Genomic DNA, 11,595 nt, shown 5'->3' with positions numbered 1-11,595 from the left:
GTTTGGAACGTGTCTCCCGGTTGCGTTTGGATAAGCTGGGCTTATAGAAGCAGTCAGTTCGCCGCCGGCAGCGTGATGGGAACCGGCCGCGTCAGCAGATCGACATACAGCTCGAAGAAGCGCGCGTTGTCGAACTTCTTCACCACCTTCATCTTCTGCAGCGTGGGGCCCGAAGGCTGCGAGGAATAGCCGATGGAGCGGCCGTTGTCGGGTGCGCCGGGCTTGGCGATCACGTCGACGTAGCGGTCCACCGTCTGCGTGGCATAGCCCGGGTCGATCAGGTAGGCGAGCGTGAGGGTGTCCCAGATGTTCTGGGTGTAGTTCGGGTTGGTCTCGAAGCCGTTCTTGCCGTCGAAGCCGTAGCCGTTGAGCTTCTGGAACACGTCGGTCACGGCCGTGGGCTTGGCCGGGTGCGCGATGCGGTCATAGATGGGCTTGGTGAGGAACACGGTGTCGGTCACGTCCAGCGGCACCACCACCTGCGGGATGGGCAGCCGAACCACGAACTGCGCGGCGTCGGGGTCGAACCACCAGTTGAACTCGGCCGCCTTGGTGGTGTTGCCCGGCACGTCGATCGCGCCGCCCATGTAGATGATCTGCTTGATGAGCGGCACGATCTCGGGGTTCTGCTTGGCCGCGAGCGCGATGTTGGTGAGCGGGCCGATGGCCAGGATGGTGATCTCGCCGGGATTGGCCTTCACGGTGTCGACGATGAAGTCGACCGCGCTCTTGCGCTGCACCACGGTGTGGGTGGCGAAGCCGTCGGGCGAGGGTTTGAGGTCAGCATCGGACTTGGGCTCCGGTCCGCCCCAGGCGCCCAGGTAGCCGTCGCCGCCGGCTCCCGCGGCCAGTTCGGCCTGCACGTCGGCATAGGTGTGGTTGAGCGCGTAATTGGCTCCCACGTAGACGCCGATGCGGTCGCCCACGCCGAGCCGCTCGACCGACTTCAGCGCATCGGCCACGCCTTGCCTGAGCCACTGGTTGCCCGAGACCACGCTGATGCCCATGACCTGCACCTTGCCCTGCGCCTGAAGCTGCGCGGCCATGACGCCGAGTTGGCCGTCGTCGCTCATGGTGTTGTAGTCGCTGTCGATGATGATCTTCTGCGCGGTGGGCGCGGGCGTGCCGCCGAAGCCCGGGCCGAGGCCGATGCCACCGCCTCCGCCACCACCACCGCCGCAACCTGCCAGTACCGCGATGACGACGATGAACATCGTCCCGATCCATTTGCGCATCTTGCTTCTCCTAAGCGTTTGGTTTTCAGTCGAGGAACCTGAAATACAAACGTTTGCGCAAAGCTTTGCGCAAACGTTTGCCAAACTTTAGGGCGCAAGCCGGCAGCGTGGCAAGCGCTGCGGCCTAGGGGTTTTCCGCGAGGTGCGGTGGAGGGTGCGTCAGCCCGGGTTGGGGGCGAAGTCGAGCAGGCGGTTGCGGCGCAGCGGCGACTGGTCGATCAGGAAAGGCGTCTCTGCTTCGGCCGGCTCGGCCTTCTCGAGGCCTCGCGCCATCGCCTTGGCCATCGGTGCGGGGCAGGCGCCTCCGCTGCGCAATGCGAGGGCGGCGGCCAGCCGGGCTTCGTTGGGGTCGCCGAGCTGGTGGTCGTAGTCGTCGGCGACGGTGCAGTTGGGCGCGAAGCCGTCGCCGTAGTCGCCGAAGCCGAGCTGGTTCACGCCTTTGACCTGGATCGCGAAGTAGGTGGTGCCGCAGTTGTCCTGCGGGTAGAAGCCGTAGGGCTTGCCGCAGGTGGTGCCGCCCACGAGGTTGACCGTGACGCCCACGCCGCGCAGGCTGTTGATGACCGACTCGCTCGCCGAGCAGGTGTCGGGGCTGGTCAGCACCGTCACGCGCGAAAGACCGAGCGAGGGCAACGCCGTGCCGGTGCGGCTGGTGCTGTAGAACGGCATCAGGCTCTGCGCCACCGAGAGGCGGAACGGGTTCTTGTCGTTGAAGGTCAGCAGCTCGAAGGTCTTGCCCGCCGTGGTCGCGGGCGCGGCGATCATGTAGGCCAGCCGGCTGGCAATGGCGAGTTGGCCGCCGCCGTTGTAGCGCATGTCGAGCACCAGGTCCTGGATGCCGCCCGAGGTCGCCTTGAAGGTGTTCACCGCGTTGATGAGTTGCTGTTCGGAGGTCGTGATGTGGTCGTTGAACAGCATGTAGCCCACCTTGTTGCCACCGCCTCCGTCCAAGACCGTGACGTTCTGCACCGGCGTGCTCGTGACGTTGGCCGCCTTCAGGTTGTAGGAAACGGCAGGATCGCTGCCCAGCTTGAAGGTGAAGCTGTGCGACTCGCCCACGGTCTTCGGCGACAGCGCGCCGTTGATCGTGGCGGCGTTGGCTGACCCCGTGGCGTTGACGAAGTCGACGCCGTCCACCGTCAGCAGCTTGGCGCCGCGCTTCAGGCCCGCGAGGTCGGCGGGCGAACCGGGCTCGACGAGCACCACGCGCAGTTCGCGCGGCGGGCTGGTGGCGATGGACACGAACTCCGCGCCGTAGCTGACCGACACACCGCCCTGCGACAGCTGGCGATACGCCTCGGTGTCGTAGACGAAGTGGAAACGGTCCTTGGGCTTGCCCGACGAAGTGGTGAGCGGCGTCTTGAGCACGTTGAACCAGGTGACCGGCGTGGCGTAGTCGGACGCCTTGAGGGTGGTCGGCACTTCGCCGTACCAGAGGTAGGTCTCGTCGATCCAGGCGCGCACCCAGCTCTTCTCGTTGTCGAGCGAGCCGGCGCTGTCGGGGTAGGGCCGCCCGGTTTCGGGGTTGGTGCCGGTGCGCGGCGCGGCGCAAAGGCCGGCGACCGATGCCGACGGCACGATGCCCGAGCCACTGCTGGCGGGGGGCGTGGTGTTGTTGCCGGGCAGCAGGCCGATCGGCAGGCCGCCGCCACCGCCTCCGCCGCCTCCTCCACCGCAGGCCGTCACGAAACAGGCCACGGCAAGCGCGGCACAAGCCGCCCAGGCACCGGAACGCGGCGAGCGCCGCACGTCGACCTTGCGAAATTCCATTTGCTGCTCCTCCTCGTGTCCGTGTTGGCGGACGGGTGTTCAGCATCGAGGGGCGAAGGCTTCGCCGCCCCGGTGCGCTCCTGCGGGTTCCGAACCCGGTTGTTCTGTTGTCTGCCCGCTACTGCAGGAAGCCCATGCCGCGCGACTCGCGCACTTCGGGCTTGATGCGGTGCTCGGCCTCGAGCTGGTCGAGGAATTCGACCGCCGAGAACTCGGCCGCCAGAATATCTGTCTGCCGTTTCACGGCCGCGAAATCCCCGGGGCACAGCTGTGTCAATTGCGCAAGCCGCGCCCGGATGGCGCTCGTGATGCGCTCGGCGTCGCCCGCCAGCGCCTCGGTCACGAACATGCGTTCGCGCTGCACGGCCGTGAGCGGCATGAACTTGATCTTGAAGGTGAAGCGCCGCAGCGCCGCCTGGTCGAGCCGGTCGAGCAGGTTGGTGGTGCAGACGAAGACGCCGTTGAAGCGCTCCATGCCCTGCAGCATCTCGTTGACTTCGGTGACCTCGTAGGTGCGCTGCGCGCCGCGGCGGTCCTGCAGGAAGCTGTCGGCCTCGTCGAGCAGCAGCACGGCTTTTTCGTTCTCGGCCTCGCGGAACATGGCGGCCATGTTTTGCTCGGTCTCGCCGACGTACTTGCTCATGAGGTCGCTGGCCTGCTTCACGAGGAGCGGCCGACCCAGGGCCTTGGCGATGTGCTCGGCCAGCGCGGTCTTGCCGGTGCCGGGCGCGCCGTAGAAGCACAGCGTGCCGTGACCGCGCGCCTTCAGCGCCTGGGCGATGCGCGGGATCTCGAAGCGGGTCTCGACATTGAGCATGTCGAGGTCGTAGGTGGTGACGCTGCGACGCTCGCCGCGGCCGGTGTCGAGCGTGCCCAGCGCGAGGTCGGCATTGCGCAGCTGGCGTTCGATGAGTGCTTCGACCGAGGCGTCGTCGGTCTTCGCGAGTCCGGCGAAGCGCACGGCGGTGCGGATCTGCGCGGGCGTGAGGCCCTTGCGCTCGGCCAGCTTGGCGGTGAAGGCTTCGGACACGACCACGCCTTCGAGCGTCTTCTTCACGAGCTGCTCGCGCGCGCCAGGCGGCGGCGACTTGAGCTCGAGGTGATAGGCGAAGCGGCGCCGAAAGGCCGGGTCGATCTGCTCGATGCGGTTGGTGACCCACAGCGTGGGCACGGGGTTGGCCTCGAGGATCTGGTTGACCCAGGCCTTGCCGCTGACGCTGCCGCTGGTGGGCGCCGGGATCTGCTCCGCGCGCGCCATGAACTGCGCGGCCTCGGTGCTGATGGGCGGGAAGACGTCCTCGACTTCGTCGAACAGCAGCGCGGCCTGCGCGCTGCCTTTGAGAAAGACCTGTGCGATCTGCAGCGAGCGGTAGCGGTCGCGGCCGCTCAGCGAGTTGCCGTCGCGGTCGGCGTATTCGACTTCGAAAAGCTCGAGCCCGGCGGCCTGCGCGACGACCTTGGCCAGCTCGGTCTTGCCGGTTCCGGGCGGCCCGTAGAGCAGCACGTTGACCCCGGGCTCCTTGCGCGCGACGGCCGCGCGCAGCAGCGTGACGAGCATCTGCGCGTCTTCCTGCACGAAGGAGAAATCGTGCGGCGTGAGCGTGCTCTTTGCCGAAGGCCGCGTGAACACGGCCATCAGCTCGTTGTGGTCGCGGTACTCGCGCATGAGCACCGGCGGCAATTTCTCGCTGACCTTCATGAGATCGGCCAGGTCGGTGATGTTGTGCTCGGAGATGAGGTTCTCGACAAGGCCGATGCGTTCGAGCCGCGAGCCCGCGCGCAGCGCCTCGCCTACTTCGCTCGCATTCACGCCTGCGATGTCGGCGATGGCGGCATAGGCCTCGGGCGCGTTGTTGACCTTGAACTCGACCAAGAGCGAACGCAGGTCGCGTTGATAGCGCGCGAGCGTGCCGTACAGCAGCAGCGCGCGCTCGGCCTTGTTGAGCTGAAGCAGGCCGGCGAGGGCATCGATGTTCTTTTCGACCAGCGTGGATTGCTTGCGCAGCGCGTGCGTGAGCCAGTCTCGCGTGACGGCGAGTACCGAGAGCAGGTCCTTGGGCTGGTCCTTTGCGTATTCGTCGAGGTAGAAGAAGAGCGTGCCTTCTTCATACGGGCCGCGCCACACGCCGTGGCGTTCGAGCAGCGTGCGGCCGTCGAAGGCCTCGACGCCCTTCCAGGCTTCATTGCCGGCGCAGCGGCGTCCGAGGAATTCGCGCAGGCGCTGAAGCACCGCCGCGGGCCACACCAGGTGCCGCCCGGTGAGCGACAGCAGGCCGTTGATGTCGCGGCGCACGTTAAAGCGCGGCCCCTGCTTGGCAGCAAGCGTGAGCACGAAGTGCGAGCACATGAGCTCGAGCACCGGTGCCTCCTTGAGTCCGGGCGACGGCAATGCCTGCCCGCGTACCGCAGCAGCCACGACATCGACACCCGCACGCTTCGCCATCAGGCAACCTCCAACGAGGAAAATCTCGGAGAGACCATAACGCAGACTTTTGGCTTCGGGAAGACCAGCAAACCGTAAAAACCCTCATGGTGCGATTCCAGCCACAATGCGCGCCATGGTCGGAATCGAAGAAATCCAGCGCGCCGCGGCGCGCCTGCAAGGCCAGGTGCTCAATACGCCCTGTGTCGAATCGCGCACGCTGTCGGAGATCGTCGGTGCTCAGGTATTCCTGAAATTCGAGAACCTGCAGTTCACATCGTCGTTCAAGGAACGTGGTGCGTGCAACAAGCTGGTCGATCTTTCCGAGAACGGTACACGGGGAGTGATCGCCATGTCTGCCGGCAACCATGCGCAGGGTGTGGCCTATCACGCGCAGCGGCTCGGTCTGCGCGCGTTGATCGTGATGCCGCGCTTCACGCCCGGCGTGAAGATCGAACGTACGCGCGGCTTCGGCGCCGAAGTGGTGCTGCACGGCGACACCCTCGACGCGGCCCGTGCCCATGCCCTGGAGCTCGCAGAGCGCGAGGGGTTGACCTTCGTCCATCCCTATGACGACGAGGCGATCATCGCGGGGCAAGGCACGGTGGCGCTCGAGATGCTCGACGTGGTGCCTGATCTCGACACGCTGGTGGTGGCCGTCGGAGGCGGAGGGCTGATCGCCGGCATGACCGTGGCGGCGCGCGAGCGCAAGCCCGGTATCGAGATCGTCGGAGTACAGACCACGCGCTTTCCTGCAATGGTCAACGCGGTCAAGGGCACGCACCATGCGCAGGGCAAGAGCACGATCGCCGAAGGTATCGCGGTCGGCACCCCGGGTGTGTTGACCCAGGAAATCATCGCGAAGAAGGTCGACGACCTGCTGCTGGTGGACGAAGGCGATATCGAGCAGGGCGTTCTGATGCTGCTCGAAATCGAGAAAACGCTGGTCGAGGGTGCCGGCGCGGCCGGGCTTGCGGCGCTGATCCGACATCCGGAGCGCTTCAAGGGCAAGCGCGTGGGGCTGGTTCTTTCCGGCGGCAACATCGATCCGCTGCTGCTCGCGGCCATCATCGAACGGGGCATGGTCCGGGCCGGACGGCTGGCCCGAGTGCGGGTGAGCGCGCGCGACGTGCCGGGCTCGCTGGCCCAGATCACGGCCACTGTGGCCGAAGCGGGCGCTAACGTCGACGAGGTTCATCACCAACGTGCGTTCACGATGCTGGCGGCGCAGAACGTCGACATCGAGCTGGTGCTGCAGACCCGCGGTCGCGCCCACCTGGCCAGCGTGCTGACGGCGCTGAAGGACGCGGGCTTCGAAGCCGAGGAGCAGCATTGACCCTCGGGTCGCGGGCGGGCATGGGGGCTCGGAAGCCCCTAGAGCCCTTCGCGCCTACCCGCCGGTAAAATGCCCCTCAGTCTGTCAATTTGTGTATTCGAGGTACTTCCCGATGTCCAACCCCACTCCCGTCGAGCCCGGCCACAGCGCCGCGGTCGAAAAGGACGCCGTCGAATCGGTCGTCCACCTGATGCCGCTGGTGCTTCCACTGGCAGGCGGCGTGCTGATGCTGCTGCTGGCGTCGATCGCGGTCTTTCTGGCCTGACACTGACAGGCATTGGCGCTTTTGTCCGCGGGCAGTGCGGCCCGCGTTGACGCAGTCTCCCGAAGCGAAACGTTTTCTCAAACGGACCTCCGTGCCTGAGCAGGCACGGCGCCCCGTTCGGAAAGACGATTTTTCAACTTAGGAGATTTTCCGATGAACGCACCCACGATGAAGGGCCTTACCATTCAGGCGCCCTCATACGTCAAGAACGCCAAGCTGATCGCCTGGGTGGCCGATATGGCCGCGCTGTGCAAACCCGAAGCCATCCATTGGTGCGACGGCAGCAAGGAAGAATACGATCGCCTGTGCCAGCAACTGGTCGACGCCGGCACGTTCAAGAAGCTCAACCCCGTCAAGCGCCCCAACTCGTTCCTCGCGGTTTCTGACCCGAGCGACGTGGCGCGCGTCGAAGACCGCACCTACATCTGCTCCGCGCAGAAAGAGAATGCCGGCCCGACCAACAACTGGATGGCGCCCGCCGAAATGCGCGCGACCCTGCAGCCGCTGTTCGACGGCTGCATGAAGGGCCGCACGATGTATGTCGTGCCGTTCAGCATGGGCCCGCTGGGCTCGCCCATCGCCCATATCGGCATCGAGTTGTCCGACTCCCCCTATGTGGCGGTCAACATGCGCATCATGACCCGCATGGGCAAGGCCGTGTACGACGTGCTGGGCACCGACGGTGAATTCGTGCCCTGCGTGCACACTGTGGGCGCACCGCTCGAGGCCGGCCAGAAGGACGTTTCCTGGCCCTGCAACAAGACCAAGTACATCGTTCACTATCCCGAGACGCGCGAGATCTGGAGCTACGGCTCGGGCTACGGCGGCAACGCGCTGCTGGGCAAGAAGTGCTTCGCGCTGCGCATCGCCTCCAACATGGGCCGCGACGAAGGCTGGCTGGCCGAGCACATGCTCATCCTGGGCGTGACCAATCCCGAAGGCAAGAAGTACCACGTGGCTGCCGCATTCCCTAGCGCTTGCGGCAAGACGAATTTCTCGATGCTCGTGCCGCCGGCTGGCTTCGAAGGCTGGAAGGTCACGACCATCGGCGACGACATCGCCTGGATCAAGCCGCAAGCCGATGGCTCGCTTCGCGCCATCAATCCCGAAGCGGGCTATTTCGGCGTAGCACCGGGCACCAACATGCTGACGAACCCGAACTGCATGCGCAGCCTGGACGACGGCGTGATCTTCACCAACGTCGCGCTCACCGACGATGGCGACGTCTGGTGGGAAGGCATGGAGCAGGACGCGCCGGGCAAGGCACTGCCGGCCCACCTGATCGACTGGCAGGGCAAGGACTGGACGCCACAGATCGCCAAGGAAACCGGCGCGAAGGCCGCACACCCGAACGCCCGCTTTACCGTAGCAGCGACCAACAACCCGGCCCTCGACGAGGCTTGGGATGACCCGAAGGGTGTGACTATCGACGCCTTCATCTTCGGCGGCCGCCGCTCGACGACCGTGCCGCTCGTCACCGAAGCTCGCAACTGGGTCGAGGGCGTGTACATGGCAGCGACGATGGGTTCGGAAACGACCGCTGCCGCTGCTGGTCAGCAAGGCGTCGTGCGTCGCGACCCGTTCGCGATGCTGCCGTTCATGGGCTACAACATGAGCGACTATTTCCAGCACTGGCTGGACCTGGGCAAGAAGCTTGAAGCCTCGGGCGCCAAGCTGCCGAAGATCTACACGACCAACTGGTTCCGCAAAGGCGCGGATGGCAAGTTCGTATGGCCTGGTTATGGCGAGAACATGCGCGTGCTGAAGTGGATGATCGATCGCGTCGAAGGCAACAAGACGGAAGGCGTCGAGCACATCACCGGGGTGAGCCCGCGCTATGAAGATCTGAATTGGACGGGCCTGGATTTCAGCGCGGAGCAGTTTGCGACTGTGACCAGCATCGACAAGGCTGCGTGGGAAGCCGAGTTGAAGTTGCATGCCGAGCTGTTCAAACAACTGGAGCATCACCTGCCGAAGGAATTGCCGGAGACCAAGGCTGCTATTGAGCAGCGCCTGGCAGCCTGATCGGCATTGGCACCTAATAAGAAGCCCGATGGACTCGCGTCCATCGGGCTTTTTTTACTTCTGCGTATTTAGCTGATGCAATCTTTAGATTGGCGCCCAGCAAAGCAAAAAACCCCAGTCAGTTGTATCTGACTGGGGTTTTCTGGGCTGTAAGAGCCTGACGATGACCTACTTTCACACGGGAACCCGCACTATCATCGGCGCTGAGTCGTTTCACTGTCCTGTTCGGGATGGGAAGGAGTGGGACCAACTCGCTATGGTCATCAGGCATAAAGGGTTGCTTGGCTGATCACATGATCAACCAAACGAATTCATAGAGTTTGGAATCAACTTTTGGCGAATTGTTTTGAATGCGTCAACTTGGCATAACACCTTGATCAGTATTTTGATCAAAGTTATAGGGTCAAGCCGCACGAGCAATTAGTATCAGTTAGCTTAACGCATTACTGCGCTTCCACACCTGACCTATCAACGTCCTGGTCTTGAACGACTCTTCAGGGGGCTCAAGGCCCCGGCAGATCTCATCTTGAAACGAGTTTCCCGCTTAGATGCTTTCAGCGGTTATCTCTTCCACACTTAGCTACTCGGCAATGCCACTGGCGTGACAACCGATACACCAGAGGTGTGTCCACTCCGGTCCTCTCGTACTAGGAGCAGGCTTCCTCAAATCTGCAGCGCCCACGGAAGATAGGGACCAAACTGTCTCACGACGTTTTAAACCCAGCTCACGTACCTCTTTAAATGGCGAACAGCCATACCCTTGGGACCGGCTACAGCCCCAGGATGAGATGAGCCGACATCGAGGTGCCAAACACCGCCGTCGATATGAACTCTTGGGCGGTATCAGCCTGTTATCCCCAGAGTACCTTTTATCCGTTGAGCGATGGCCCTTCCATACAGAACCACCGGATCACTATGTCCTGCTTTCGCATCTGCTCGACTTGTCAGTCTCGCAGTTAAGCACGCTTATGCCATTGCACTATCGTCACGATGTCCGACCGTAACTAGCGTACCTTCGAACTCCTCCGTTACGCTTTGGGAGGAGACCGCCCCAGTCAAACTGCCTACCATGCACTGTCCCCGATCCAGATAATGGACCTAGGTTAGAACCTCAAACACACCAGGGTGGTATTTCAACGTTGGCTCCACAAGATCTAGCGACCCTGCTTCAAAGCCTCCCACCTATCCTACACAGATCTGTTCAAAGTCCAATACAAAGCTACAGTAAAGGTTCATGGGGTCTTTCCGTCTTTCCGCGGGAGATTGCATCATCACAAACATTTCAACTTCGCTGAGTCTCAGGAGGAGACAGTGTGGCCATCGTTACGCCATTCGTGCAGGTCGGAACTTACCCGACAAGGAATTTCGCTACCTTAGGACCGTTATAGTTACGGCCGCCGTTTACTGGGACTTCAATCAAGAGCTTGCACCCCATCATTTAATCTTCCAGCACCGGGCAGGCGTCACACCCTATACGTCCACTTTCGTGTTTGCAGAGTGCTGTGTTTTTAATAAACAGTCGCAGCCACCGATTTTTGCAACCCATTCATGCTCCGTTGTTCACTTCACACTAATAGGGCACACCTTCTTCCGAAGTTACGGTGTCAATTTGCCGAGTTCCTTCTCCTGAGTTCTCTCAAGCGCCTTAGAATACTCATCTCGCGCACCAGTGTCGGTTTGCGGTACGGTCGTTGTTAGCTGAAGCTTAGTGGCTTTTCCTGGAACCTCGTTCAATCACTTCACCAGCAAGCTGGCTCGATCGATGGCCTCGGTATATGTGCACCGGATTTGCCTAATGCACGCCTACTTCCATCTAAACCGGGATATCCAACACCCGGATGACCTATTAAGATCCGTCCCCACATCGCACTAACAATCGGTACAGGAATATTGACCTGTTTCCCATCAGCTACGCATCTCTGCCTCGCCTTAGGGGCCGACTCACTCTACGCCGATGAACGTTGCGTAGAAAACCTTGCGCTTACGGCGAGGGGGCTTTTCACCCCCTTTAACGCTACTCATGTCAGCATTCGCACTTCTGATACCTCCAGCACGCTTTACAACGCACCTTCACAGGCTTACAGAACGCTCTCCTACCACTTGCAATAAATTGCAAATCCGCAGCTTCGGTAACTGGCTTAGCCCCGTTACATCTTCCGCGCAGGACGACTCGATCAGTGAGCTATTACGCTTTCTTTAAATGATGGCTGCTTCTAAGCCAACATCCTGACTGTTTTAGCCTTCCCACTTCGTTTCCCACTTAGCCAATTTTAGGGACCTTAGCTGGCGGTCTGGGTTGTTTCCCTCTTGAGTCCGGACGTTAGCACCCGGTGCTCTGTCTCCCAAGCTGTACTCATCGGTATTCGGAGTTTGCCTTGGTTTGGTAAGTCGCCATGACCCCCTAGCCAAAACAGTGCTCTACCCCCGATGGTAATACTTGAGGCACTACCTAAATAGTTTTCGGAGAGAACCAGCTATTTCCAAGTTTGTTTAGCCTTTCACCCCTATCCACAGCTCATCCGCTAGTTTTGCAACACTAGTC

At 62.3% G+C, this 11,595-nt stretch carries 6 protein-coding genes and 2 rRNA genes (1 of these 8 running past the window's edge); 3 read left to right on the top strand and 5 right to left on the bottom strand.

Annotated features, from left to right (window positions below; translation table 11 throughout):
* Positions 1-53 precede the first annotated feature (53 nt).
* The 3 genes from L3V85_RS01715 to L3V85_RS01705 form a co-directional block, all read right to left on the bottom strand.
* On the bottom strand, positions 54-1,235 hold the full coding sequence (locus L3V85_RS01715; protein WP_237677707.1) for a nucleoside hydrolase: 1,182 nt from the start codon (positions 1,233-1,235) through the stop codon (positions 54-56).
* 159 nt (positions 1,236-1,394) lie between these two features.
* A complete protein-coding gene (locus tag L3V85_RS01710) occupies positions 1,395-3,005 on the bottom strand; it encodes a S41 family peptidase (protein WP_237677706.1) in 1,611 nt (536 codons plus the stop codon).
* 118 nt (positions 3,006-3,123) lie between these two features.
* Positions 3,124-5,448, bottom strand: coding sequence for an ATP-binding protein (locus L3V85_RS01705; protein WP_237677705.1), 2,325 nt, complete (start codon positions 5,446-5,448; stop codon positions 3,124-3,126).
* A gap of 115 nt (positions 5,449-5,563) precedes the next feature.
* Here L3V85_RS01705 and L3V85_RS01700 point away from each other — a divergent pair, with 115 nt between their 5' ends.
* From L3V85_RS01700 to L3V85_RS01690, 3 genes are all read left to right on the top strand, one after another.
* Complete coding sequence (locus L3V85_RS01700; protein ID WP_237677704.1) at positions 5,564-6,763, top strand: threonine ammonia-lyase; 1,200 nt, start codon at positions 5,564-5,566, stop codon at positions 6,761-6,763.
* 112 nt (positions 6,764-6,875) lie between these two features.
* The gene (locus L3V85_RS01695; protein ID WP_237677703.1) at positions 6,876-7,028 is read left to right on the top strand and encodes a hypothetical protein; all 153 of its coding nucleotides are present in this window, start codon (positions 6,876-6,878) and stop codon (positions 7,026-7,028) included.
* 153 nt (positions 7,029-7,181) lie between these two features.
* Complete coding sequence (locus L3V85_RS01690; RefSeq protein ID WP_237677702.1) at positions 7,182-9,053, top strand: phosphoenolpyruvate carboxykinase (GTP); 1,872 nt, start codon at positions 7,182-7,184, stop codon at positions 9,051-9,053.
* A gap of 155 nt (positions 9,054-9,208) precedes the next feature.
* On the opposite strand, the gene rrf is transcribed toward L3V85_RS01690, so the two are convergent.
* Positions 9,209-9,321: ribosomal RNA gene (gene rrf / locus L3V85_RS01685) — 5S ribosomal RNA — on the bottom strand.
* Between the two features lie 131 nt (positions 9,322-9,452).
* Positions 9,453-11,595 (bottom strand): 23S ribosomal RNA (locus tag L3V85_RS01680) (it continues 726 nt past the right edge of the window).

It is taken from the genome of Variovorax paradoxus, assembly GCF_022009635.1.
Classification (GTDB): Bacteria; Pseudomonadota; Gammaproteobacteria; order Burkholderiales; family Burkholderiaceae_C; genus Variovorax.
The sequence above is the reverse complement of the archived record's forward strand: the minus strand, read 5'-3'. Positions and strand labels throughout refer to the sequence as shown.

Bases quoted from the DNA above. Each gene is read 5' to 3' on its own strand.
- L3V85_RS01715 (WP_237677707.1), bottom strand. From the start codon at position 1,235: ATGCGCAAATGGATCGGGACGATGTTCATCGTCGTCATCGCGGTACTG.
- L3V85_RS01710 (WP_237677706.1), bottom strand. From the start codon at position 3,005: ATGGAATTTCGCAAGGTCGACGTGCGGCGCTCGCCGCGTTCCGGTGCC.
- L3V85_RS01705 (WP_237677705.1), bottom strand. From the start codon at position 5,448: ATGGCGAAGCGTGCGGGTGTCGATGTCGTGGCTGCTGCGGTACGCGGG.
- L3V85_RS01700 (WP_237677704.1), top strand. From the start codon at position 5,564: ATGGTCGGAATCGAAGAAATCCAGCGCGCCGCGGCGCGCCTGCAAGGC.
- L3V85_RS01695 (WP_237677703.1), top strand. From the start codon at position 6,876: ATGTCCAACCCCACTCCCGTCGAGCCCGGCCACAGCGCCGCGGTCGAA.
- L3V85_RS01690 (WP_237677702.1), top strand. From the start codon at position 7,182: ATGAACGCACCCACGATGAAGGGCCTTACCATTCAGGCGCCCTCATAC.